Origin of the sequence: Limimaricola soesokkakensis (assembly GCF_900172345.1) — a bacterium.
Lineage (GTDB): Bacteria > Pseudomonadota > Alphaproteobacteria > Rhodobacterales > Rhodobacteraceae > Limimaricola > Limimaricola soesokkakensis.
The window spans coordinates 391768-417106 of sequence record NZ_FWFY01000004.1 but is presented as its reverse complement, the minus strand read 5'-3'; the positions used below and the strand labels follow the sequence as shown (position 1 = coordinate 417106).

Below are 25339 nucleotides of genomic sequence, written 5' to 3'. Positions count from 1 at the left end.
CCGGCTGAGGTCGTCCGTCGTGCGCGTCACAAGGCGCGCGCACGGCGGAGGAGCCTCGGCCCATTTATGGGACCCCATTCCAGCTCGATTGCCCATGCCTGGACGGGGCGCCGTTCTTCGCCGACAGGCGATTTCGGGAGAGCGTCGAGAGGGTGAGGCAGCAGAGCGACCCCGGCGGGTGTCGCGGCGCTGCCGGGCCCTTTAGACCCGGCGCGGGGAGCGCGAGCAGGGGGTGCGGGGGAGTGCGGAATGATGACCCGAGCCCGCCGGGAGGCGCCAAGGGGTTGGAGGGGGAGCGGCGAGCGATGACCCTGCCGCCCTCCGCGCAGGAGCCTCCCGGGCAGGGCCCTCGGAGAGCCCCCGGAGGGCCGACGCGTATTGAGCCCCGAAGGGGCGTCTCGCAATACGCAAAGTCGGTCTCTACACCTTTTCTCCCGCAGCCCCGCAGGGCTGGCTTCGAAACGATGTCCCGACGGCCCGGTTCGTTTTTGGCGTGACCCTTTGGGGACTAATTCCGCGTCGACGTAATCACTCGGCACGGAAAGAACATAGGAATGCAGGGCTACCAATTTGCTCACATGGAGACATGGTCCCGTCAAGGCGGCGCGGTTCAGAACGGACGCCAGGAAACGGTGCGGCGCAACGGGCAGCGCAGCTGGTCGGCGCAGCAGATCATCGACGAGGCGGAGCGCGTTCCGGATGCCTGCGAGCACGTGCCCTACACTGGTAAAAAGCCTCTCGTCTTGGCGGGGACCTGCGGCTCCTTCGACGAACTGCGAAAGGCGCACGAGGCGGCCTCGACGATTAAGCTCTCGTTCCCCTATCGCGACAAGAAGACCGGCAAGACCTCGACCCGGCGGCGCCATCTGCGGGCCGACACGCATAGCCTCTACACCGCCGTCATCTCGCTGCCAGTGACGACCGAAGAAGCACTCTCCGACCCGGAGAAGATGCGCGAATGCATGCGTGTTTTCCGCATGGCAAAGGCGTTCGAGAAGCGCCGGATCGAGGCGCTCGGCGGCGAGCTCGCGATGGCGGTGATTCATTGCGACGAGCGCCAGGTGCATATGCATCTCTACGGTCTCGATCGAACCCGAGGATCGGTCAATGCACTGCATCCCGGGCGCGCCGCGCTGGACGATTTCCGTGAGCGTCATGGTGCGCTCAGCAAGCGGGACACCAATCTGTTTGCGCAGTCGAAGCGGGCCTACTGTGATGCCATGCGGGAGTGGCAGCGCGACCTACACCGAGAGGTGTTCAGCAAGGTCGGATTACTACGGCACGGGCCGAAACGCGCGCGCCTGAGCCGCCCGGACTACATCAAGGCAATGCAGGCCGCCGAAGAGCGGGCGAGTACGGCTACCGACCTGAAGGACATCCAGAAGTTCGCTGAAGCTGCTACGAGCATTGCCACGCTGCTCGACGAGAGGGAGGCGATAAACGACGAACGGGAGGACGCGTTCGATACACGGGAAATCCGGCTTAAAGGTTTCGCGGAGATACTCGACACGCGCGGCGCCGTAATGGCCCAGACATCACGACACACTACGCAGCTCGCCCAAAAAACGGCCGCAATGGCTGCGTCATTCGACGCCCGTGGCGCAGCTTTGGATATCCGACAAAAAGATCTGGAGCGACGCGAAACGCGTACCGATGCGCGTCACGCTGAGGCAGATAAGAGGGACGAGGAACACGCCAGGCGCAATGACGAACTCGACGCGTCCCTGGCAGTCGTCGAGGCCATGACAGGGGGGCTGGTCGTGTACGATGAGTCCGGCGAACAGCCTGAACTCCGTCGCGCTGCGACCGGCAAGAGCAGCACCGCATGGGCTAACTTTCTGGTCAGAACGAAGGCGGCGCCGAGCGCAGCGATTGCAACCGCGGGACAGCTCAGCGAGAGCCTGGCCGCTCTCCGCAAGAGGGCCGCCAAGGAGGGACTTGCAGAGGCGCGCACGACCGCGCTTGCGGAGCTTCGCGATGCATTCGGAGCCTTGGGCAAGGCCTCGGCGTCACTTGGCTCGGTTCATCAGTTTGCTCTTCAGCTAATTGGTCGATTAACAGGCAGCAACGAGCGCGAGGTCGCTAAACAGAAGCTGGACGACCTCACGAAAGGCACAGTGAACGATATTTACAAGGCAGGGGTCCGGGTCTCGAAGGCAGACATCGAGAAAAAGATTGAGTAGCGTTCTCGAAGACGGGGGATAAACGAATTGCGTCTCATGCTTATTCAAGATCCGTCTTGCTAAGTTCGCCTAACGCGAGAAGCTCGCTATAGGCGAAGGCCCGAGCGCGGTCGGCAAAAAAACCACCAGGATGGTTGATGCGCTCCAGTTAATTGCAGGCATTATTGAGAAGGTCGTGCCACTCGTGCAGTTGCGAAAAGGGAACCATACATCCCTCATCCAAAAACCACCTGAACTGATCTGTGATTTTCTGGGCGAGATCGTAGCGCTGCAACGCTATCAGCTCTTCTAAAGTCAGATGAAGATTCTCTACGAGCTCTCCGGCGTTTGAGGCATAAAAAACGGTGCAGGGCCGGCCGCGTGGCACCTTTCTCTGCGTGGAGCGATGCTGGCCCAGCGTGCGGCAGGCGCGGCGCTCGGACACGCCAAGCGCCTGCCGCACATGGTCGATGCACTGGCGGCGGCGCGAGGGGCTCAGAAGTTTCCCCGCGCCGCCTCGGCCAAGATGAGCTTGTCGAGCGTCAGGTCGGAGACCGCCCGACGCAGACGCTGGTTCTCCTTCTCGAGCTCCTTCAGCCGCTTCAGCTGAGACCGGCTCATGCCGCCGTATTGCCACCGCCACCTGTAGTAGCTCTGCTGCGTGATCCCGACCTGACGCACCGCATCGGCAACCGGCATGCCTTGGCCGTGCAGCACCTCGATCTGCCGCAGCTACAGCACGACGTCCTCGGCCTTCTCGCGCCTTCCACCCATCGCTTCGTCCTCCTCCTGACGAGATAAATCTATCTCAGTGGGCGGAGCACTTCAGTGGGGGCAGAACACGCTAAGGGGTAGTCTGTCCGGCGCCAGGCATACATCTTGTAGCCGGTATTAGAGCGGCGACGGGAGGCGGTGCCATAGGCAGGCATCGCGTACGCAGGCCCCCCTGCTCCTCACTGGTAGTGCCTTTGGACGCTTGGTATGGCGCTCCTCGGCCAGTCGAAAGCGGAACGAGACGAGGTCGCCCGGCGAGCTGGATCGAATAGGTGGAGTTGCGCCCTTCCGTTGTGTCTGCGATAGCCGGAACTTGCTGGACCAAGCCGGTGACCTCCAGAAGGCTCTGGGCAGGGAGGTAGCGGCAGAGCTGGGTCTTAAGGTCATAGTCTGCTACGACGACAAAGTAGCACAATCTACATGTAGATTGTATCTCGACGACTTGCGCATTTCTTGGTAAGGCTTCGAGGCTTCAACAGCTCAACCACTGGCGGCGCCGCACGGTGGGAAAACATGTATGTGCGAGAAGGCGAAAGTGGATAACTTTATTCAACCCATGGCTGAAGGTGCTGGCAACGCTGAAGAGGGTTATCGCAACCCAATTGATGTTGAGCGGGCTATCACTGAGCCATTTACTCAGACGTTGATCGGGGACGCTCGTAAGGTTCCTTTAGAGCCTGGCGCTGCCGACATGGTCATCACTTCACCGCCATACTGGATGAAGCGCGACTATGGTGTCGACGGTCAGATCGGCCAAGAGGCGACCCCAAACGAGTTCGTGCAGAATCTCATAGAGTGCATGGAAAGTTGGAGAGCTATCCTCCCAAGATGGGGCTCGGTATTTGTGAACCTCGGTGATACATACCATAATGGTTCACTGGTTAACACGCCGGGACGGTTGGAAATCGCTGCCCATGACGCAGGCTGGACCATTCGCAATCGTATCGTGTGGATAAAAGAGGCTGGTATGCCGGATCCTGCAAAGGACCGGTTGAAGAGCCGACATGAGTACATTATCCACTTCACGCCTCGGCGACGTGGATACTACTATGATCAGTTCGCGTATGCTGAAAAGTACGGCAATGGGACCGGACCAAGTGACGTTTGGCAGATTGGCTTCCGGCGGAACATGAGCAAGCACCTTGCTCCCTACCCAGTCGAGTTGGTCGATCGGATCCTAACGCTGGCTTGTCCCGAGCAGGTCTGCACGTGCTGCGGCAAGCCGCGGGAGCGAGTTGTACGTCGAACCGCAAAGCTTGATCCGTCGCGACCGCAAGCGAAAAGAGCAATGGAGCTTGCAAAAGAAAAAGGCTTAACGCCTGAACACATCGCTGCGATCCAAGCAACTGGCATATCCGACGCCGGGAAGGCGATGCAGGTACAGACCGGCACTGGCCGAAACTCGGCATCGGTCAAAAGTTTGGCAGCCGAAGCAAAGGCCGCTCTGGGGGGCTACTTTCGAGAGTTCACTTTTGCGAAGCGCGAAACCGTAGGCTGGACAGACTGCGGTTGCGCCGGGTCTTTTCGGCCTGGAATTGTATTAGATCCGTTCATGGGAACTGGTACAACTTTGACGGCTGCAAGGGCTATCGGGAGGAGCGCAATTGGTGTAGACCTCAGCTCATCACACTGAGTTGATGAGGTTGAAGAAGCGTGTTGAAGGTGGCCGACGGGCCGATCTACGTGTTTACAAAAGACGCGGTTCTCCGGTCAGTCCGAGTCCTCGAAGCGACGAAGATTCATGAGCACTTTCCTGGGTATTTAGCAATTCTTCGCGGCCTGAAGCTCGCAGCCCCCGAAAGAACCGTCAGATCAAGCGTCATCTGGGACCTCCATAACCGCTATTTGCGGGTGGATGGGGAGGGCGATCCACCGGTCTACGTACGTCCATTTGCGTCACGTGGGAGCAGTAGCCTCCACACATTCAATCCGAACGTCGCTGGCTCCTATGGTGCAAGTTCTATTCGGGCCCGTGGTAAACTTGTCGAGGTAATCGCGGTCGAAGGCGAGGGGCAGAACGCGGTCTATGGTTTGAAAGATGACCATGCAGCGCTCGCCTTTCAATATTTACTGAAAAGGCAGGTGCCGATTGGTGCCCTGACAGCATTCTTCTACCGTGACTACGGGTTTCAACTCGAAGAACCAGAACCTGACCGCATTATAAAGATGTTTCGGCAAGAGTTTGGCCTCGAGTCTGATATTAGCGAGGAGCAGGAGGCCTTCGAGACACTTTTCTTGGATGATACCGACAGTTACTCGGCCAACGATCTTGAGCTGCTGAATGAGGACGCGCAAAATGGATAGCCTTACTCAGGAAAAAGTCCGACCGCTTTCACTCAATGATCTCGGGGTTGCGCCTTCAGAGGCAACGCTGGAGTCCTTCTTTAGTGACGCAGAAGAAGAAAGTGGGGTCGAGACTCTCCCGGAGAGCCATCCGCTTCTTGTTCGCGTTCGAAGTGCGCTCGATATGGGGTTCGCCGGGGTGATCCTCGCGGGCCCTCCCGGGACTGGGAAGAGCTGGTACGCAAAGCGCCTCGCGCATACGATCGCCGGCCATTCTGATGCAGTGCGAATTGTGCAATTTCATGCATCTTATCAGTACGAAGACTTCATGCTCGGGTTCGCCCCAAGCGATGAGGGTGGATTTCATCTACAGAAAAAAACGTTCGCCTTGATCTGCGACGACGCGGCGGAGGAGCCAGCGGTTCAGCACGTCTTGCTAATTGATGAAATTAGCCGGTGCGACGTAGCTCGGGTTTTCGGTGAGGCCATGACTTACATCGAAACCGACAAGCGTGGCCACGAATTTACCGTGGCATCGGGCGGCAAGATGACAGTTCCCCCAAACCTCATTATTCTTGCTACAATGAACCCTTGGGACAAGGGTGTCGATGAACTCGACATCGCTCTCGAGCGAAGGCTGGCACAGATAGACGTTTTGCCCAGCCGTTTAGAATTGCGGCGCCTGCTCGAAGCGCAGGGTGCGCGAGAAGACATTATTAATCGAGTAGAGCGAGTATTCGACGCTATCCAGCGCGAACAAAATGAGATGGTTCGTTTAGGGCATGCCTATTTTCTGAACTGTGTAAGCGAAGAAGGCGCGCGGCTCGCATGGGAACTTCGTCTCAAACATTTTTTTCAGAAAGCTTGCCGCTTGGACAAAGCTACTTTTGAGAGAATTGAGCAGATTTGGTTCCGCGAGTTCCCGCCTTTGGCAGAAACAGCGGCTCCTCCCGAGGCAGGTCCTGGCAGCGAGAACGAGCGAGAATCCGGTCCTGAACCGGCGAATGGGGCGGAGCCCAATTCAACGGTTACCACCGAGGCCTGAAAATGGTAGAAGTCAGTGTATTGGAGGGAATATTCGGCGAACGTGCCTTGGCAGCCGGAACTGCCTCGCGGGTCATTCTCCAAGCGGAAGAGCATGAGACCGTAGATGTACCGGCCGAGCTGATAAAGCCCGACGGATCGTTGGATGTCTATCCGGATGTATTACGGCATTTCCGACCGACCTATCAACGGAACCGACCGGCGATCCAGTGTAGCGGACTTGTCGGCCACATCCCGTTGAATGATTCTTTCGCCTTAGAGGTGGCTACGCGGGTACCAGTCGGAAACCTCGAGCGATTGATCGGGATGGCGGAGGGATATTCCCCAGTAATTCTGCAAAGATTTAGTCGCCTATTCGCTCATGCTGATAACCAGCTTGACTCACTGATTGATACGCTAACAGACCAGCTTCTTGCAGCCCTTGATCGCATCTGGGGCGCGGGGCTTCTAAAGATCTACCGCCAGAAAACGCAAAGGAGTAGCTCACCCAAGGGAAGGATGTTGCCCTTTGAGACCGCATTATTAACGGCGCGAGTAGGGCGTCCAACGGCAATGTCGTCATCGTTCGAACGTACTCCCGATTTCGGGCCTAATAGGGTTATTCGTTTGGCTGTCGAGCGTCTACTGAGTAGGTATGCTGGGCTGACGGGGAAAGGTCAGAAAGAGCGTCGGTTGGGCCTCTACCGCGCGCTTCACAAGCTGTCCGACGTCAGTCATCCTCACTCACATGAACTCTCGACGGATGCAATTTCGAGATACGTTCTTGAGCTGCCGCCTTTTCACGACCACTACGATGAAGCTCTAATGGTCGCGCATTTGGTGTTGACTGACTTAGGGGTGGCGATTCGTGGCGCCGGATCAATTGCTAATCTTCCTCCAGTATTAATCGACATGGCGAAAGTTTTTGAAAGCGCTCTTCGTAATATTTTGGCGGACGGATTTTCAGATGATCCGCGGATTGCCGTAAGGGATGGTAACATCTCACAGGAAGGCGGCGGCGCAAAGGTGGAGCTATACGACGTGGTTCGCTCCGGAAGCAAAAAGCCGTATGCCACACCAGACATTGTGATTGAGCGTGATGGAAATCCAGTATTGATCATTGACGCGAAATACAAGCCTACGCCGGACATGCCAAGCAGGAGCGACGTTGGGCAAGTAGTCGTCTACGGCGCGCGCTATGGAACAAAGAAAGTTATACTTCTTCATGCCTCTCGCCCCACAGGTCGTAGCTATTTAGAGCGAGCCGGAGCGATCGGGGAGTACGAAGTATTTAGTGGATTAATAGACCTTAATGCAATCCCAGCCGAGGCTGAAGAGAAGGGTTTCGTGCAAGCAGTTCGGGCGCTGCTGTAGGATTTTCTTCGTAGAGAAACGATGCTGTATTTTTGATCTGGTGTCCGATTTTGGTAATTGAGCATCGAGAGATATAGATCATCCCAGTAATTCACGCCACAATGGTTCCGGCTCCGGGCATCGGGTCGAGATGGTCCGCAAGTACCAAGCTGCTCCGTCGCGGTTGGAAATGAATTCCACGGTGCGGATGTTGGAGGTGGCCGTGTCGAGACCAGGTTAACCTTCCGCCATTGGCGACGGCCGCGCAGACAATGCTTGGGGGCCTGCCGCTCGCCATCGCCCAGGAAGTTGATCTCCATGCTGTTCACGAGCATGTTCCGCGGCTTATTTGCGTGGCGATACGGGATCTGGACGGCCAGGATCCTTCGCCTGCGGCATAGCGCCGAATAATCCAGCACCGGCCAGTCCAGGTCCGCTATCCGCAAGAAGCTGGCCACCATGCCGGTCGTTTGCTTCAGTGGTAGCCTGGACAGCACTTCGATCGACTGACAAATCCGGATGGCGCCCTCGGAGAAGAGTGGAGGGCGTCACGGACGTCCTTCATGCGGCGCGAGCTACGTCATCTCCCGGTCCAGCCATACTTTTAGCGTTGACGTTGTCAGTGTCGCGGTCGGAGCGGCCTACATGATCAGTGTCTGCGGCTGGGTTCGCCAAAGTTCAAATCCTGCTCCCGCAACCAAATCCAAACCTGCGTTGCGCTTCTTCCAATAGGTTGACCAAGCGGCGCAGACTGTGGGCTGCGGGATCATACGCCAGAAGGGTCTGCGACCGGGCGCTGAAGGCCGGTGACCTCACCAACGCCCCGAACCAGTTCGAGGAAACCCGCCGGTTGGCCCCGACAGGCGGGTCGTTGGGAATCAGGCCACCGCGGTGAGCTCTGGCCCGGTATTCATCAGGCGGCGATGTCGGTGCGCTCGCCGGCCGCAGCAGGCAATGCGGCGCTGGCACCATAGGCCGCACCGGCGCGCGAGGCGCTCTGCGCGTTGATCGGTGCGATGCCCATGTCGCTTTCGGGACGTGCGCCGATCGAGGAGATCATGTTCTGCATGCGGTCCAGTTCTTGGAGCCGGATCGCCGCCGCGCGAGCGGCCGCGATGTCCGAAACCTCCGCCTCGGCCGGCGCGGCTGCGGCGGCACGGCCGGTTTTCTCGGCGGCCGCCGAGGCTCCGAGACCTGTAAGGCTCGTTACCTTGACGACTGCCTGCTCGGTCACGGCAACGGCTTCGCTGGCGGCCTTTTCGGGGATATCCGCGACTGGCGCTGCGGCTTGGGCTACAGCCTCGGTGGTCTCTTCGTTGGTCGGCGACATGACGGTGGGAGCGACCACCTCTTCGACAGCCGCGGCGACGGTCTCGGGGGCTGCGGGAGCGCTGGCCGTTTTCGCTTCCGCGGAGATATCGATGCGGATGGCGGGTTCGGTGGCGGCTTGGGCCTTAGTCGCTTCGGCCGGAGAGGAAGCTTTCTGCTCTACCGTTTTGTCGGACTTGGCGGCGCGCGCTTCCATGAGGGCGGACAGGGCGGCTTTCCAGTCGAAGCCGGAGGAACCGGCATTGAAGGTGAGTGGCATCTCGGACCTCTTACGGGTGCGTCTGATGCGATTTGGGGCTGTGATTGAGGCGGGAATGGCGCCGGAGTGGGGCAATACGGAAGCATATGCCATGTGACCTTAGGGCGCATGAGAAGCGCCTTTGGTATAGGTGCGTCTCTGCTGGCCAAATCGGTTAGGCTTCTTAGTATCTTAGGCATGATGCAAATCCAGTTCCAGACTCGCGTAAGGACACTGCGTACGATATCGGTCAGGGGGCGGCCGCGCCGTAGAACAGCCCGCCGTTACCGGTGCCCTACAGCGCTTCCTGACTCAAATCGCGCGGCGGGTGAGAAGTGTGCCGTGGTTGCGGCCCCTGAGGCGGTCGTTAAAGCACAGATCTCGGTGGGTTCAGGCTCCCGCAACCAACAAACGCGTACCGACATTAGAACCGCCGTGTCCCGCAAGGGCGCGGCGGTTCTGCGTTGCGGATGTGTCGGTGACGAAGGCCGGCACCGAGGCTTAAGGACCTTCGGTTGGCAGGCCTGGTGGCGTTCGTGCCCTTGCCGCCGCGCCATCGCAGACCGTCACGGTTGAGGAAGATGATACCGCTCAAGCCGCGGCGGTCATCGATGCACGGGTTGCCGTGGCTCTTCGGAAGTCAGGAGCAACGGAAAACAGTCCGGTGCTCCTTCTCCCGACAAACGGCAGCAGCTGGCCATCTTCTCGGCCATCAGAAGAAAAAAAGGTTGCTTATCAATCTTGCCCTTGGGGAGCTCGAAGCACTCCGCCTAGGCAAGGTCGCGGGTCCTGGGCCTGAGGATGGATCACTCGTGCGCTGGAGTAGTAGCCTTCCGGACGGAAAAGGGCACTCTAACGGCGGTGTTCTGAGCCGTTGCACACCTCCATCCAGTTCTTCTTGCACTTCCTGCGCCAAGTGAACGGACGGTTGCGAAAGCGGTCGGTCTTTCGCGGTAGCTCGCCTCTACGCCGCTTCGTCATCGAGCCTGTCTTATGATTCGGAGGTAGAAAATGCGGCGAAGGGGCAGGCCATGAAGAAGCAGGCGCCTTCATCTCGCCGCGTTGAGGGGATTGCCTTTCTTCGATGGCTCGGTAGCACTGTGCTTCGGCACGTCGTGCCGGACCCGCGGGCCGGTCTGCCCGTATCTTCAGATGGATCCTGAAGTGATCATCGATCTTGGAGTCGCCGCGCCCTATGCGGCCCTTGCGTTGCTCGCCCTTGTTTTCGTCACCTTCACGCTTGAGATCCGCTCTGCCGACATGGTCGCCTTCTGCGGTGCCGTGGGGGCCTTGCTGCTCGGGTTGGTGCAGGTAGACGATGTTCTCGGGGCGCTCGCCAACCCGGCCCCGGCCACCATTGCCACCATGTTTGTGCTGTCAGCGGCGCTGGTGCGCACCGGGGTGCTGGACAGCGCGACCACGCTTCTGCGCAGCGGGATGGCGAGATACCCGCGCCGCACCATCGTGATCTTTCTGGTTACGGCCGCCGTGGCTTCCGCTTTCATGAACAACACGCCCGTCGTGCTGGTGCTGATCCCGGTCGTGATCGGGCTCGCGCGCGAAGCGGGGATGGCGCCGACGCGGCTGCTGATCCCGCTCTCCTACATGGTAATCCTCGGCGGGACCTGCACGCTGATCGGCACCTCGACCAACCTTTTGATCGACGGCGTGACACGGGACATGGGGCTGGCACCTTTCGGCCTGTTCGAGATCGCGCCGCTGGGCTTCGCCGTGGCACTGGTGGGCGGTGGATTCCTAGCGCTGGCCGGGCCCTATCTGCTGCCGGCACGACGCGAGGGAGCCGCCGTCACGAGCGAGACGGGCGAGAGTTGGCTTGTGCGGATGGAAGTGCCGGAAGGCTCGGTGCTGATCGGACGCGCGCCCGACGACGTCGAAGCGTTCCGCCGCAGCGGAACCCACCTGGTCGATCTGCTGCGTGGCGAGAAGTCGCTGCGTAACCGGATGGCTGAGATCCGGATCGCAGCGGGCGACATGGTTGTGCTGCGCTGCCCGGAAAGCGAGGTCGCGGCGCTGCGCGACGGCCGCGTGCCAGGGCTGCGCCTGCCGAATGAAAGCGGGGAACGGCCGCGCCGCAGCCATGCCGCCAGTCTTCTCGTCGGACCCGTCGCGCGCAGCCTGAACCGGCCGCTGTCGCGTCTGCAATGGCGCCGTCGCTACGGCGTCTATCTGCTCGCCACCGACCGCTCGGGCGAAGCGCGGCCCGAAGCGCTAGAGCGGCTCCGGGTCGGCGACAGGCTTCTTGTGGAGGGACGCCTCGAGGACATCGCCCGGATGACGCGCGAGGAGCGGCTGATGTCGCTTGGCAGCTTCGAGGCGCGCGCCTTCCGGCGCGGCAAGGCGCCGATCGCCATCGCGACCATGGCCGCCGTGGTCGTGCTCGCCGCCTTCGGCGCAGCGCCGATCTTGGCGCTTGGACTGGTCGGTGTCGCGGTGGTGCTGCTCACCGATTGCATCGACGCCGATGAGGGGGTGGGGGCGATCGATGGTCGACTGCTCCTGCTGATCGTGTCGATGCTGGTGCTGGGGCAGGCAATGGATCGCTCGGGCGCGTTGGTCATGGCGGTCGAGGCGCTGCGCCCGCTGCTGGCCCTGGCGCCGCCGTTGCTCGCGCTGGCGGCGGTTTACGCGGCCACGTCGGTCCTTACCGAAATCGTGACTAACAACGCGGTGGCAGTGCTGATGGCGCCGATCGCGGCGGGCCTCGCCGCGGGGCTCGGTCTCGACCCGCGGCCCTTCCTGGTCGCGGTGATGTTCGGGGCCTCGGCCAGTTTCGCCACGCCGATCGGCTATCAGACCAACACGCTCGTCCATGCCGCTGGCGGCTATCGCTTCTCCGACTTCCTGCGCATCGGCCTGCCGATGAACATCGTTGTCGGCATCGTCACCGTGCTGGTGGTGCCGCTGATCTGGCCATTGCAGGGCTGAACCGGGACGAATCACTCCGATCGCGTATCCGGCAGTCATTAACGACAATGCACCCCGGAGGGCGGCATTGTCTCGCTATGGTCTCCTCATTCGGGCGCGCGCCATGAGAATGCCTCGCTTCCGCCGGCGAGCCGAACGATCTCGGGCAACGGCCGGCGCGGGCCGCGCGCGATGGGAGAGGAATTGGCGCATTGGGAGAGGTCCCGTTTCCTCTCCGGCGCCAGTTCGACATGGTGGCCCTGTATGGTGCGGGAGCTATGACAATCCGGCCGGATTTGCGCAGGTCGAAGCCGGGGCAGCGCGCCGCATCGGCCCGGGAATTTCTCGCAATTACGGAGATTTAGAAGCCCGCGACGTACCGGAATTCTTGGCCGTTGGCGGGGCTGGCCCTAACTTCGACCGGGACGGTGAAACCGGGACAGATCCGGCGCACCGGTCACGATGTTGCCGCAAACGGCGAGGGCAAAGGGCCTGAGATGAAGACCATGGCAGTGAATACCGGACTGACGAATCTGCGGCAGGTCATACCGTCCTCCGACAGGTTCGTGCGGGATATGGGCCCCTCGGAGTATCTGGGCCAAGTCGGCTCCGTCAGGGACGGACTCTATCGGCGCCGCGCAAAGCGCTGGCTAGACATTGGCCTGACGGTGTTGCTCGTCCTGCCGGTGACCTTGATCGTGGCGATCATCGCTTTGCTGGTCGCGGTCGATGGTGGTCGGCCCTTTTACGTGCAGCCCCGGGTCGGGCGCGGCGGGCGGACTTTCCCGATGTTCAAGATCCGCACCATGGTGCGCGATGCCGAGGCGGTGTTGAAGCGTCACCTCGAGGACGACCCGTCGGCCCGCGCCGAGTGGCTCCACCGCCAGAAGCTGCGTCACGATCCGCGCATCACGCCGCTTGGCCGCTTCCTGCGGCGTACATCGCTCGACGAGCTGCCGCAGTTCTACAACGTGCTGCGCGGCGACATGACCCTCGTTGGCCCGCGTCCGTTCCTGCCCGAGCAGAAGGCCTATTACGACGGCGAGGAATACTATCTGATGCGACCCGGCATTACCGGATTCTGGCAGACCTCGGAGCGAAACGAGACGAGCTTCGTTCAGCGTGTCGCCTATGACCGGTGCTACTACCACGCGCTGTCGCCGCTAACCGATATTCGAGTGATCGGCCGGACCCTAAAGGTGGTGCTGCGCGGCACCGGCATGTGAGGCGGCACCCCTTGCGCCGCGCCGGCAACGGGTGTTGCCTGAACCGTGACGCCCGCTGATCGCCATGGCGGCGTCACGACTTCGTCCGGACATCGTGCCATGGTCGGGATGACACGCTGAACAGGGGCCGCATGCCGAACGCCGTCGCTTCGATCGCCCTGCTGGCTTGGCCACTGGTCACGCTGGTGCTTTTCGGGCGCCTGCGACCGGGCGTGGCACTGGTGGCGAGCCTGCTGGCGGGCTACCTGCTGCTGCCACCGCTGCCAGCGGAGTTCGACCCGCCGCTGCTGCCATCGCTCAACAAGGACACGATTCCCAGCCTCTCGGTCCTGCTGGCCGCCCTCATGTTGCGGCGGGTGCAGCTACGCGAACTTCTGCCGCGCCAGCGATTGATGCGGCTGGCGCTGGCGGTGTTTCTCCTGTCGCCGCTGATGACGGTGCTGAGCAACGGCGATCCTCTGGTCTTCGGGCCGCTGGTGCTGCCCGGGCTGCGGCTGGCCGAAGTGCCGGGGCTGCTGATCCAGCAGGGGTTTCTCGTGGTGCCGCTGCTCCTCGCGCGGGTCTTCCTGCGCGACGAGCGCGAGCACCGCATGATGCTTTGGGCGCTGGTGATGGGAGGTCTGGCCTACACCTTGCCGATCCTGGCCGAGGTGCGGCTCAGCCCGCAGCTCAACACCTGGATCTACGGCTATTTCCAGCACAGCTTCGAGCAGATGATGCGCGGCGAAGGGTTCCGCCCGATCGTGTTCCTCTATCACGGGCTCTGGGTGGCATTCTTCATCGCGATGGCGGTGCTCGCGGCAACGGGGCTGGCGCGCAGCGCGGAGAAGGGGCGCGCTCCCGTTCTCTGGGCGGTGGCAGGGTTCCTCGGCGTCGTGCTCGTGCTGTGCAAATCCATGGCGGCGCTGCTCTATACGATGGTGCTCGTTCCGGCTTTGGCCTTCGCGCCACGCCGGCTGCAACTCTTCGGCGCCGCGGCAATGGCGGTGCTGTCCCTTGCCTACCCGCTGCTCAAGGGCGCCGATCTGGTGCCGCAGGAGCGGCTTCTCGAATGGGCCGGATCGGTGAGCGCGGACCGCGCCCAGTCGCTCGGCTTTCGCTTCGACAACGAAGACCTGCTCTTGGAGCGCGCCATGGAGCGGCCCGTTTTCGGCTGGGGAATCTGGGGTCGCAACATGCTTTACGATCGCCAGAGCGGACGCGAGATCACCGTGACCGACGGGCGTTGGCTGGTGGTGATCGGGGTGTTCGGCTGGGTCGGTTTCCTTGCCGAGTTCGGCCTTCTGGCCTTCCCCGTCCTGCGGCTCTGGGGTGGCTCCGGCCGGTCGCCGCCCGGTCCCGCCACGGTGACGCTCGCCGTGATCCTCGGCATGAACCTTGTCGACCTGTTGCCCAACGCCACCTTGACGCCGCTGACCTTTCTGGCGGCGGGGGCGGTGCTGGGGCTGATCGAGACCGCACCGCGTCATCGGCCGCAGCCCGAGGCTGCGCCACGCCAGCCTGCGCCGATCCGGACCGTCCTGTGAAGGGGCTGGCGGGACTCGCCGCGCTGCTCCTCTGCGCAGCGCTTGCCGGTCTGCCCGCGCGGGCCACGCCGCTTTTGGGCATGAACCTCGCGGGCATCTCGGACTGGTCAACCGAGCATCCGTTTCTCGATCTGATGAAAACCTCGCGGCCCTGGATCGGTCATGGCGATGACCAATGGGGCGCGATGAGCGCCGAGCAACTGGTTGCCGAGGGGCATGTCGATCGTACCGGACGCCTGCTCTCGATCCCCGACGGTATCGCCAGGGTCGGTACGCTGATCCTCACCGATCAGCCCGAGGCGGCGGTCTCGCTCGCCGGGCGTTACGTGCTGCGCTACGACGGGCAGGGCGATATCACGGTGGGAGGGCGCGGCCGCGTGGTCTTGCAGATCCCCGGAGAGATTCGCTTCGACTACGATCCGGGTCCGGGCGCGGTCGAGATCGAGGTGGCCGCGATCGACGCGGTGGACCCGCTGCGCGAGATCACGGTGGTGCGCGAGGACCGGCTCGGCCACGCGGCGGCGGGCGCGCTGTTCAATCCCGACTGGCTGGAGCGGATCTCGGATCTGAGACTGTTGCGCTTCATGGACTGGATGCAGACCAACGGCTCCCCCCAAGGTCGTTGGGACGATCGGCCACGTCCCGGGGACCAGCGCTGGGTCGATGGTGTACCGGTCGAGGTGATCACCCGGCTTGCCAACGAGATCGGCGTCGATCCGTGGGTGACGCTGCCGCACATGGCCGATGACGATTATGTGCGCAGCTTTGCAACCTATATGCGGGACCATCTCGATCCCCGCCTCAGGATCCACGCGGAGTGGTCGAACGAGGTCTGGAATTTCGGGTTCGAACAGGCGCATTGGGCACAGGCGCGCGCGCGTGATCTTTGGGGCGAGGATGCGCCCGGAGATGCCTGGATGCAGTTTGCGGGCTGGCGTGCGGCGCAGGTGGCGGACATCTGGACGGACACCTTTGGCGCTGTCGCCGAAGAGCGGCTGGTGCGGGTCTTCGCCACCCAGACCGGTTGGCCGGGGCTGGAGGCCGCGGCCCTCGAAGCGCCGCTGGCCTTGGGCAAGGGGGCGAGCCTGCCCGCAACAAGCTTCGACGCCTACGCCGTCACGGGATATCTCGGCCATGATATCGGCGCTGACGATCACCTCGGTGAACTGCGCGCGCGACTCGTCGACGGCACGGCGCAGGCCCATGCGCTGGGTCTCCTCGAAGACGATCTTGCCGAGCTGACGCAGAGGTTCTGGCCGCATCACGCCGGCGTCGCGGCGCGGCATGGGCTGCGATTGGTGATGTATGAGGCCGGGCCGCATCTGGTGGCGGGACCGGCGGGGCGCGACGATGCGGCCGTGACCGATTTCCTGACAGAGCTGTCCTACGCTCCGGAAATGGCGGCGCTGATCGACGATCTCATGGCGGGCTGGCGAGCGGTGGGTGGCACCCAGGCCACAGCCTATCTCGACATCGCCGCCCCGTCGCGCTGGGGCAGCTGGGGTGCGCTGCGTCATCTCGACGATGCCTCGCCCCGCTGGGACGCCTGGATGCGCCATAACCACAAGGGTGCGGATTGGGAAAGCCGGGCGCCGGGAAGCTTCGATGACGGGGTGACGCTGCAGGGAAGCGACAGGGCGGAGCGGCTGGTCGGCACGCCAGAGGAAGACCTCCTGTTGGGAGGTGGCGGCGATGATGTGATCCATGCCGGGCCCGGCGATCGTGTCGATGGCGGGGCGGGGCATGATCGGGCGGTGCTGCCCGCGGCGCTGCGCGACCTGCCCGTGACGCGCGAGGGCGAACGGCTGCTGGCGATCGGTGCCGGGCCTTCGCGGCTGCTTCTGGCGGGGATCGAGGAGATCGCCTATGTGGAGCAATCCGCGACCCTGACGGAGACGCCGCGATGACCGCGCCGATGCCGATGGATATCCTGATTCCGGCCAGCAATGAAGCCGGCCTGATCGAAGGCTGTCTCTCGGCGCTGGCCGCCAGCGAGCCGCTGCCCGGTCCCGTATGTGTCACCGTTATTGCCAATGGCTGTCGCGACGCCACTGCCGACGCCGCGCGGGCCGCCGGCGCGGCCCTTACGGCGCGCGACTGGACGCTGCGAGTGATCGAGCTGGCGCAAGGCTCGAAGGTCGCTGCGCTGAACGCGGGCGAGGCGGCGCTGACCCGCCCGGCGATCCGGGTCTACCTCGATGCGGATGTGACGGTATCGCCGTCATTGCTGTTGCAGCTGCACCGGGCGCTGGACCGCCCGGAGCCGCTTTATGCCAGCGGTTTGCCACGGATCACCGGTCAGGGCCGTGTCGCGCGCGCCTATGCGCGGCTCTGGGCGCGGCTGCCCTTCATGACGCATGGCGCGCCGGGCTGTGGCCTTTTCGCGGTCAACCCCGCCGGGCGGGCCCGCTGGGACATGTTCCCGGACCTCATTTCCGATGACGGTTTCGTGCGGCTGTGCTTCTCGCCGGATGAGCGGATCGCCGTGCCGGCGCGCTACGACTGGCCTGTCGCCGAGGGGTTCGCAGCGCTGCTGCGGGTGCGTCGGCGACAGGATGCGGGCATGGCGCAGATCGCAAGTTGTCACCCCGATATGCTGGCGCGCGAAGGCAAGCCTGCGCTCGGTCCTTTGGGCGTCGCGCGCCTCGCCCTGCGCGATCCAGCAGGGTTCGCCGTCTATGGCGCGGTGGCGCTGGGCGTCCGGCTTCGGCCTGCCCCGTCGGACTGGAGCCGCGGCCGGTGAGCGCCGCATTGATCGGGCACCTGCGCTCGCGCGGCATCGGTGGTCGGGCGCTGCGCTCGGCCGCGATCATCATCGCGGGTTTCGGGGCGGGACAGGGTCTGCGCCTCATCTCCAACCTCGCGCTTACCCGGCTGCTCTTTCCCGAGGCCTTTGGCACCATGGCGATCGTCATGGTCTTCATGATGGCACTGGGCATGTTCTCGGATGTCGGCATCTCTCCCGCGATCATGCAAAGTCGGCGCGGCGACGATCCCGAATTCCTCGACACCGCGTGGACGATCCAGATCGGCCGGGGGCTGGGATTGTGGATTGCGGCGTTGGGCCTCGCTTGGCCCGTGGCGCAGTGGTATGGCGAGCCCGACCTCGCGCGGTATCTGCCGGTGGCGGCCCTCGCGCTGATCCTCAACGGCTTCAACCCGACCAAGCTCGAAACCGCGCACCGGCATTTGCGCGCCGGGCGCGTGACGCTGATCGAGCTGGCGACCCAAAGCACCCAGTTGGTGACCGGCGTCGTCCTGGCGTGGATCTGGGGCTCGATCTGGGCGCTGGTGGTGGCGGGGCTGGTCGGCGCGATGGCGCAGCTCGTGTATCTCAACCTGTTCCTGCCGGGGCCGCGCAACCGGCTGCGCCTCGAACCTGCCGCCGCGCGAGAGCTGGTGCATTTCGGCAAGTGGATCTTCCTGTCGACCGTGGCAGGGTTCCTGCTGGGCCAGAGCGACCGGGTGCTGCTTGGGGGCTATCTCTCGTTGGCGGATTTCGGGGTCTACAATATCGGCCTGTTCCTCGCGACCTTCCCCCTACTGCTCGGACACCTCGTGACGCGACGGGTGCTGATCCCGGTCTACCGCGAAAGCCCGCCGGCCGAGAGCCGGGCCAATTTCCTGCGGCTTCAGCGGCTCAGGATGCTGGCGACCTCAGGCCTCCTCGCGGCGACGGCGGTGCTGGCGCTGTCGGGTAACCAGCTGATCGGAGTGATGTATGACGGGCGCTACGCGATGGCGGGGGGCGTGGTGGTGCTGATGGCGGTGCTGCAGATCCCGGTGCTGGTCGGCCTGACTTACGAGCAGGCGGCACTGGCCTCGGGACGCTCGCGCCGCTTCTTTGTGCTGCAAGCCTCGCGCGCGGGGCTGACCATCGCCGGCCTGGCGCTGGGCCTCACCCTGGGCGGCTTTCTTGGCGGGCTGATCGGGCAGGGCGTGGCCGCCTTGCTGGCCTACCCGGTACTGGTCTGGGTCGCACGACGAGAGAAGGCATGGGATCCGCGCCACGATGCTTTGGCTGCTCTGGCCGGAATAGCAATTGCCGCTTTGGCTCTGGCACTGAACTGGCCCGCAGTGGCAGCGCTGGCTGCGGTCGCGCCGGGATAGCCAGCATGGCTGCAAGCCGGTATCCCGTCGGAAAAGTGCCGCATTCGCAGTCTAGCCAGTTTGCGCAACCATACGGGGCAGGGGAAGGTATCATGCAGGAGGCGAAGGAACGGGATACGGGCGATATCGCCATCACCGGCATGGCCGTGGATCTGCCCGGCGCTGACACGCTTGAGGCGTTCTGGGGGATGTTGGCGGCAGGGCGCAGCGCGATCCGTCGCCTTACTCCCGAGGAACTGGCCCGTGCCGGGGTGAGCGAGGCCGAGAGCCGCCGCCCCAACTACGTTCCTTTCGGCGCGCCGCTCGCGGGGCATGACTTGTTCGATGCGGGCTTCTTCGGCCTGACACCGCGCGAGGCCGAGATCATGGACCCGCAGCACCGGCGCTTCATCGAGACGGCTTGGTCGGCGCTGGAGAACGCGGGCCATATGCCCGAAGCTTTCGCGGGCGCGATCGGCGTATATGCGGGCTGCGGGGCCAACGACTACTACATGCGCAACATCATGGGCAACGCGGAGCTGGTGGAGAACACCGGCACCTTCCTGTTGCGCCATACCGGCAACGACAAGGATTTCCTCGCCACCCGTCTGGCGCACATGCTCGATCTGACAGGCCCGGCAGTCTCGGTGCAGACCGCATGTTCGACTTCGCTCGTGGCTATCCACATGGCGGCGCAGGCGCTGCTGACCGGCGAATGCGACATGGCTCTGGCGGGCGGTGTCACGATCGAACAGCCGCATGGCAGGGGCTATCTGTGGCGCGAGGGAGAGATCCTGTCGCCGGATGGGGCGTGTCGCGCCTTCGATCACCGTGCCGCCGGCACCGTGTTCGGCTCGGGTGCGGCGGCAGTGGTCCTCCGCAGGCTCGAAGACGCGCTGGCCGATGGCGACCATGTCTGGGCCGTGCTGAAGGGCAGCGCCATCAATAACGACGGTGCCCGCAAGGCCAATTACCTCGCCCCCTCGGTCGAGGGGCAGGCGCGGGCGGTGGCGATGGCCCAGCGTATGGCAGGCATCGAGGCCGGCTCCATCGGTTTCGTCGAATGCCATGGTACCGGCACACCGCTCGGCGATCCGATCGAGGTGGCGGCGCTGACCCGCGCCTTTCGCGAAACGACCGCGGCCGCCGGCTTCTGCCGGATAGGCTCGGTCAAGACCGGGATCGGTCACACCGACACCGCCGCCGGCGCTGCGGGACTGATCAAGGCGGCGTTGGCTCTGCACCACCGGACGATTCCCGGCACGCCGGGCTTCGAAGCGCCGAACCCGGCGCTGGCGCTCGACGGATCACCCTTCGAGGTCGCGGCGGAAACGGCAACTTGGCCACGGGGCACCACGCCCCGCCGCGCCGGGGTCAATTCGCTCGGGGTCGGTGGTACCAATGCCCATGCGGTGCTTGAGGAGGCACCGGAGCCCGTACCCCCGGCCGAGAGCGAGTGGCCGTTCCAGCTGCTCCGGGTCTCCGGCCGCTCCCGCGCCGCGCTCGATGCTACGGCGGCGCGGCTGGCGGCGCATCTGCGCGCGCATCCCGAGCAGCCTCTGGCCGATGTGGCGCATACGCTGGCAGTCGGGCGCCGGGCGCTGACGCATCGTCGCGTGCTCGTCGCCGAAAGCCATGCCGAGGCCGCCGCATTGCTCGAGCGGCCCGATCCGCGCGCCGCGCCCACGCATCTGGCGCAGGATGCGCCGGAAGTGGTGTTTATGTTCCCCGGCGGCGGCGCACAGCAACCGGGCATGGGCCGCGACCTCTATGAGACCGAGCCGGTGTTTCGAGACTGGATCGATCGCGGCTTTTCCGCCATGGGCGCCGAAGGCAAGACGTTGCGTGCGCTGTGGGACCCGGCACCCGGCGACGAGGCACAGGCCGAGGCCATGCTGCGCCGCCCTTCGCTGCAACTGCCGCTGCTTCTGATCGTCGAGCACGCGCTGGCGCAGCTCTGGATCGGCTGGGGCGTGGTGCCGGACCGGCTGGTCGGTCATTCGATGGGCGAGAACACGGCGGCGGTGCTCGCCGGTGTCATGTCCTTCGAAGAGGGTCTGGAACTGGTACGGATGCGCGGCACGCTGTTCGAGCGGACCGAGCCCGGTGCGATGCTTTCGGTGGCGCTCGGCGCCGATGCGCTGCGCGAGGAGTTGGGCCCTGATCTCGATCTCGCGGCGATCAATGCGCCGGGGCTCTGCGTCGCCTCGGGGCCTGTGGCCGCCATCGAGGATCTCGCGGCGCGGCTCGAGGTTCGAGAAATCGAGAGCCGCCGTGTGCCGATCGAAGTCGCCGCCCATAGCCGCCTGCTCGATCCGATCTTGCCGCGTTTCGAGGCGCATCTGCGAAGCATGACCCTCTCGCCGCCGCGCATCCCAATCATCTCCAACCGCAGCGGCCACCTCCTGACCGATGCGGAGGCGACCGATCCCGAGTACTGGGTCGGCCATCTCCGCCATGCCGTCGATTTCGACGGTGCGCTCCACAACATGGGCGAGGCCGCGCGGATCTGCATCGAGATGGGTCCCGGCGGCGTGCTTGGCATGCTGGCCGGGCAGCAACCCGGGATCGGTCATGAGCGGGTGCTGCCTGGTCTGCGGCCGCCACAGGAGCCGGGCGGCGATGACCGCTATATGGCCTTGGCGCTGGGACGTCTCTGGGCGATGGGCGGCCGCTTCGACGAGGCGCAGCTCGCAGGCGCCGGGCGCCGCCGCCTGCCGTTGCCGGGCTATGCCTTCGAGCGGACGCGTCATCATGTCGAACCGGTCCGCTCGGTGGCTGCCCCGGCTCTGGCGCAGCCCGTGCCGCGAGAGGAGGATGTCGCGCGCTGGGCTTGGCAGCCTGCTTGGGTACGCCGCTATCCCGAGGGCACATTCGAGGCGGGGGACGACCTTGCGGAACTGCCGCACGAGACCTGGCTGATCTTTCTCGATCGCACCGGGCTGGGCGCCGCCCTTTCGGCGCGGCTGCGGGCTGCGGGGCACCGGGTCGCGACCGTGACCGCGGCCGGGTTCGAGGCGCGCGCCGGCAGCAATAGCTGGCAGCTGCCGCCGGAGGCAGGCCAAGCGCCAGTCGAGCGCCTCTTGGCGGCGCTTGAACGCGAAGATCTGCTGCCGGACCGGGTGCTGCACTTGTGGAGCGTCACCGAGGCCACCGATCCGGACCTGTCGCCGCTGCACGTCCAGTTGCTGCAGGAGCGCGGCTTCCTGAGCCTGATGCATCTCGCGCAGGCTTGGCACGCCATGCAGGGCGACAGGCCACTGCGTCTTCTGGCGGTGAGCAGCGGTGCGCATGCCGTGCGCCCGGGCGAGCGGCCCGATCCGGCCAAGGCGATGCTCGACGGGCCTGCGCTGGTGATCCCGAGGGAACTGCCGGGCATCGCCTGTTCGCGGCTCGATCTCGCGCCGCCGCGCCGTGCCACGCTTCGATCTCAGGTCGAAGCGGTGCTGGAAGAGGCGCTGTCGCTGCCCGAATCCGCGCCGGTGGCTTGGCGCGACGGCATTCGCCGGGTCCGGACGCCGCAGCGCGCCGCACTCCCCGCGACGCCCCGGCTGCCATTGCGTCGCGGCGGTGCGGTACTGATCACCGGTGGCCTCGGCGGTATCGGTCTGACCTTGGCCGAAACCCTGATCCGCGATTGGGACGCGCCGGTCGCGATCATCTCGCGCCGACCCCTGCCTCCGCGCGAAGACTGGTCCAGCCATTTCGCCACGGGCGGTCCGATGGCCGAGTCGCTGCGCGCGTTGCTGCGGCTCGAGGCTCTGGGCGGGCGGGCCGAGAGCTATTGTGCCGATGTCACCGATCCCGATGCGATGCGCACCGCCCTTGCCAAGGCCGAGGCAAGGCTCGGGCCGATCAGCGGTGTAATCCATGCGGCCGGTCGTCTCGACGACGCGCCGGTGCTGGGCCGCGCGGCCGAGGCGAGCGAGGCGGTGATCGCCCCGAAGCTGCAGGGGCTGATGGTGCTCGACACGCTGTTTCCGGACGGTCGGCTCGACTGGATGGCTCTCTGCGCCTCCAGTTCGGTCTGGACCACTCCGGCGGGGCAGGCGGATTACGTGGGCGCCAACGCCGCACTCGACGCCTTTGCGCTGGTCCGCTCAGGCAGCGCGACCCGTGTGGTGGCGATCGACTGGGGCATCTGGGCCGATACCGGCATGGCGGCCGGGGCGGCCGCGCCGGATGCGGACGAGGCGGGGGGCGAGCCCATTGCCCTGCCGATGCTGGAGCGTCGCGAAATCATCGAGACCGCTACCGGCGAGGAAACTGTCTTCTCGGCCCGGTGGACGCCTTCCGAGCGTTGGTTCCTCGATCAGCACCGGACTAGGGCGGGTGACGCCTTGCTACCCGGCGCGGGCTATGCCGAGCTTCTGGCCGAGGCGGTCGGCCCCGAGGGCTTCGTGCCGTTCGAACTGCGCGATCTGCGATTCCTGGCCCCGCTGCGCACGCCCGATGACGGCGCGACCCGGCTGCGGCTGCGACTGTCGCCGGGCGACCACGCGGGCAGGGTCGAGGTCGAGGCCGCGCCACCGGGCGAGCCATGGGGACCTGTCGCCATGGCCCGGCTGCTGGCGACGGATGGCACACCGGGCCGCATCGATCCGGCGGCCGTCGCTGCGCGGCTGCCGGCGCCCGGACCGCTGACCCTGCCGCAGGGGGCGCATCTCGATTTCGGGTCGCAGTGGCAGGTGACGGGCGAGGCGGCGCTGAGCGAGGATGAAGGGCTGGCTCGACTTCGGCTGCCGCCGGATGCCACCCCCGGCCTCGCGCTGCATCCGGGGCTCTTGGATATCGCGACCGGCTGGGCGATCGGAATGATCGCGGGCTATGATCCGGCACGACTCTGGGTGCCGGCGGGCTATGCGCGGCTGAGCGTCCATGCGCCGTTGCCGTCAGAGATTCTGAGCCATGTCCGGCTGGTCGATCAGGCGACCGGCATGGCCCGGTTCGACATCGTGCTGGCCACCCTTAATGGCGAGATTTGTGCCGAGATGTCCGGCTTCGAGCTGCACCTGCTGCCGGCGGAGGCCGGTTTTGCTGCCGGCGCGAAGGCCATGACCTTGGAACAGACAGTGTCGCAGGACCGGCTGGGCGATGCCCGCCGCCATGGCATCCGGCGCGAGGAGGGCGGACGCGCCTTCATCACGGCGATGGGGGCGGGGTTGTCGCAGATCGCCATGACGGCGCAGCCGCTGCCCGCGCTGATCGCGGAGGCGGCAGTGGCGCCCCCGGCTTCGGAACCGGTCGCGCCCGCCGATCCTGTCGCCGCTGGGTTCGAGACCGAGATGGAAGCGCGGCTCGCCGCGCAATGGAGCGCGCTGCTCGGCGTGGCCGATATCGGTCCAGATGACAGCTTCTTCGACCTCGGCGGACATTCACTGATTGCGGTGCGGCTCTTCGCGGCGATAAGGCGGGAAACCGGTACCGCGCTGCCGATCTCGGCGCTGTTCGAAACGCCGACGATCCGCGGCCTCGCGGCGCGGATTGCAGGAGACGCCTCCGGTCCGGTTTCAATAGAGACGACCGGAAAGCCGGGCGCGGCCCCGGCGATGATCTCCGGCCTCGGCGAGGCGGTGCATCTCGTGCCGCTGAGCCAAGGCGGCCCGGGGGCGCCGCTCTTCCTCGCGGCGGGCATGTTCGGCAACGTGATGAACCTGCGTCATCTTGCGCAGCATCTGGGCGAAGACCGACCGGTCTGGGGTCTCCAGGCGCGCGGCGTCGCGGGCGATGTCCCGCCACATCAGGATTTCACCGCGGCGGCACGCGATTGCCTTGCCGAAATGCGTCGCGTTCGTTCCAACGGGCCTTGGTTGCTGGGCGGCTATTCGGGCGGTGGCATCACGGCACTCGAAATCGCGCGGCAGCTGCGCGCAGAAGGCGATAAGGCGGAGGCATTGCTGTTGCTCGATACGCCGCTGCCGGTCCGGCCATCGCTAAGTCTGCGTGACCGGATTGCGATCCAGGCGATCGAGCTGCGCAGGGGAGGGCTGCGCTATCCGGCGCAGTGGGCGTCGCGGCGCCTGCGCTGGGAGATCGACCGCCGCCGCTTCGGACGAGACGCCGCGCGCCCGGTCGAGAACCAAGCGGACGCCGCTCTGGAAACCGCCTTCTACGTCGCCTCCGCCGCCTATAGATTGGAGCCTTGGGACGGGCCCATGACGCTGTTCCGACCTCCGCTGAAGGGGCAGTGGCGGTTGCCGGGCGGGCGACTGGTGAACAAGGAACGGCAATACGTGGTGCATGACAATTTCTGGGGCGAGTGGGCGTCCGCTCTCGAAGTGGTCGAAGTGCCGGGCGATCACGACACCATGGTGCTCGAACCCAATGCGCGCGCTCTCGCAGCCCGGATGAAGGCGGCGCTCGAAGGCGCCGTCGCTCGGGACGTGCCGAAACTACATGCGGCGGAGTAGC

General features: G+C 64.7%; 13 protein-coding genes and 3 pseudogenes. 12 read left to right on the top strand and 4 right to left on the bottom strand.

Going from position 1 to position 25339, the window contains the following annotated elements; genetic code table 11:
- Positions 1-554: 554 nt before the first annotated feature.
- On the top strand, positions 555-2183 hold the full coding sequence (locus tag LOS8367_RS09630) for a plasmid recombination protein (protein WP_085896267.1): 1629 nt from the start codon (positions 555-557) through the stop codon (positions 2181-2183).
- Between the two features lie 352 nt (positions 2184-2535).
- Here the strand turns inward: LOS8367_RS09630 and LOS8367_RS18670 are convergent.
- Positions 2536-2894 (bottom strand): annotated as a pseudogene (locus LOS8367_RS18670) (transposase); the annotation flags it as partial.
- A 559-nt stretch (positions 2895-3453) separates the two neighbouring features.
- Here LOS8367_RS18670 and LOS8367_RS09620 point away from each other — a divergent pair.
- The 4 genes from LOS8367_RS09620 to LOS8367_RS09605 are packed head-to-tail and all read left to right on the top strand — an operon-like array spanning position 3454 to position 7616.
- The gene (locus LOS8367_RS09620) at positions 3454-4569 is read left to right on the top strand and encodes a DNA-methyltransferase (RefSeq protein ID WP_207569246.1); all 1116 of its coding nucleotides are present in this window, start codon (positions 3454-3456) and stop codon (positions 4567-4569) included.
- Positions 4570-4592: 23 nt separating this feature from the next.
- On the top strand, positions 4593-5240 hold the full coding sequence (locus LOS8367_RS09615) for a hypothetical protein (RefSeq protein ID WP_085896265.1): 648 nt from the start codon (positions 4593-4595) through the stop codon (positions 5238-5240).
- On the top strand, positions 5233-6264 hold the full coding sequence (locus LOS8367_RS09610) for an McrB family protein (RefSeq protein WP_085896264.1): 1032 nt from the start codon (positions 5233-5235) through the stop codon (positions 6262-6264). Before LOS8367_RS09615 ends, LOS8367_RS09610 begins: the two co-directional genes overlap by 8 nt.
- A 2-nt stretch (positions 6265-6266) precedes the next feature.
- Positions 6267-7616, top strand: coding sequence for a 5-methylcytosine restriction system specificity protein McrC (locus LOS8367_RS09605; protein WP_085896263.1), 1350 nt, complete (start codon positions 6267-6269; stop codon positions 7614-7616).
- Between the two features lie 153 nt (positions 7617-7769).
- Here LOS8367_RS09605 and LOS8367_RS19260 read toward each other — a convergent pair.
- The 3 genes and pseudogenes from LOS8367_RS19260 to LOS8367_RS18665 all read right to left on the bottom strand — a co-directional run.
- Positions 7770-8206 (bottom strand): annotated as a pseudogene (locus LOS8367_RS19260) (transposase); the annotation flags it as partial.
- A 302-nt stretch (positions 8207-8508) separates the two neighbouring features.
- A complete protein-coding gene (locus LOS8367_RS09595) occupies positions 8509-9183 on the bottom strand; it encodes a hypothetical protein (protein WP_085896261.1) in 675 nt (224 codons plus the stop codon).
- A 532-nt stretch (positions 9184-9715) separates the two neighbouring features.
- Positions 9716-9799 (bottom strand): annotated as a pseudogene (locus tag LOS8367_RS18665) (IS5/IS1182 family transposase); the annotation flags it as partial.
- Positions 9800-10326: 527 nt separating this feature from the next.
- Here LOS8367_RS18665 and LOS8367_RS09590 point away from each other — a divergent pair.
- The 7 genes from LOS8367_RS09590 (at position 10327) to LOS8367_RS09560 (ending at position 25338) form a co-directional block, all read left to right on the top strand.
- Entirely contained in the window at positions 10327-12108 is a 1782-nt protein-coding gene (locus tag LOS8367_RS09590; protein WP_085896300.1) for an SLC13 family permease, read from the top strand.
- A 476-nt stretch (positions 12109-12584) separates the two neighbouring features.
- Complete coding sequence (locus LOS8367_RS09585) at positions 12585-13313, top strand: sugar transferase (RefSeq protein WP_085896260.1); 729 nt, start codon at positions 12585-12587, stop codon at positions 13311-13313.
- A gap of 131 nt (positions 13314-13444) precedes the next feature.
- A complete protein-coding gene (locus tag LOS8367_RS09580; protein ID WP_085896259.1) occupies positions 13445-14839 on the top strand; it encodes an O-antigen ligase family protein in 1395 nt (464 codons plus the stop codon).
- Complete coding sequence (locus LOS8367_RS09575; RefSeq protein WP_085896258.1) at positions 14836-16746, top strand: hypothetical protein; 1911 nt, start codon at positions 14836-14838, stop codon at positions 16744-16746. The genes LOS8367_RS09580 and LOS8367_RS09575 overlap by 4 nt, the downstream gene beginning before the upstream one ends.
- A complete protein-coding gene (locus LOS8367_RS09570) occupies positions 16743-17582 on the top strand; it encodes a glycosyltransferase (protein WP_085896257.1) in 840 nt (279 codons plus the stop codon). The genes LOS8367_RS09575 and LOS8367_RS09570 overlap by 4 nt, the downstream gene beginning before the upstream one ends.
- Entirely contained in the window at positions 17579-18949 is a 1371-nt protein-coding gene (locus LOS8367_RS09565) for an oligosaccharide flippase family protein (RefSeq protein WP_085896256.1), read from the top strand. The genes LOS8367_RS09570 and LOS8367_RS09565 overlap by 4 nt, the downstream gene beginning before the upstream one ends.
- 92 nt (positions 18950-19041) lie before the next feature.
- Positions 19042-25338: a type I polyketide synthase gene (locus tag LOS8367_RS09560; protein ID WP_085896255.1), complete on the top strand. Its 6297-nt coding sequence runs from the start codon at positions 19042-19044 to the stop codon at positions 25336-25338.
- Position 25339 lies beyond the last annotated feature (1 nt).